Below are 793 nucleotides of genomic sequence, written 5' to 3'. Positions count from 1 at the left end.
CAAGAAGTCAGCTTGCCGTTTACTTTCGAGAAGGTAAGCGTGAAGTTATGACCTGTGATCACGTGCTCTAGACGGCTTTCTTCAAGCACCAATGGTTGAACATTGTGGTTGACCAACGCAGGCAACGTGGCGGTGTTTTCTTTCAGTTGGAACTGATACACCGCAATTTCATGGTTGGCTTCGCTGTAAAGCGTGAGACTGTCTTTGCGTACGGTGAAGTTAACAAAGGCTTCGCGCTCATCCAATTCTGGCAAGTCGATGCTCACTTCACGTTCGCTGTTAGCTACCAAAGCTTCGACTTTGAATTGCACGCTACGCAGGGTTTCACCTTCGGCACGCACGTCAGCAGTAATGGTGTAATCATCGAGGTTGGTGAACCACAATTTGTTCTCAACGATAAAGCGGTCATGGCAACCTTCAACGGCGCGGATTTTCACCGGTGCAATGACTTGTTTGTATTCTTTCAGGCCAGGGCCCGGGGTTTGATCTGGGTAAATCAGACCATCCATGCAGAAGTTGTAGTTGTTTGGGTAGTCGCCATAATCGCCGCCGTATTTGTAGAACTCTTGGCCGTGTTCATCACGCGCTAGAATGCCGTGATCACACCATTCCCAAACGTAGTGACCTTGAATGTGGTCGTGCGCATAGAACACGTTTTGGTATTCGGTTAAACCACCCGGCCCGTTCCCCATCGCGTGTGCGTATTCGCAGATGATGCGTGGCTTCTCGTGTGGGTGTTCGCCAAAGTAATTCATCAGTTGAGCGCGTGAGTACATAGTGGAAATCACATCCA

At 49.4% G+C, this 793-nt stretch carries 1 protein-coding gene; it reads right to left on the bottom strand.

Annotated features, from left to right (window positions below; genetic code table 11):
* A partial coding sequence (locus R7190_RS26780) for a glycoside hydrolase family 2 TIM barrel-domain containing protein (RefSeq protein WP_318137784.1) occupies positions 1-793 on the bottom strand: 793 nt, incomplete at both ends.

The sequence above is a fragment of the Vibrio sp. 1078-1 genome, from assembly GCF_033340475.1.
This window is presented reverse-complemented; position numbering and strand designations above follow the sequence as displayed.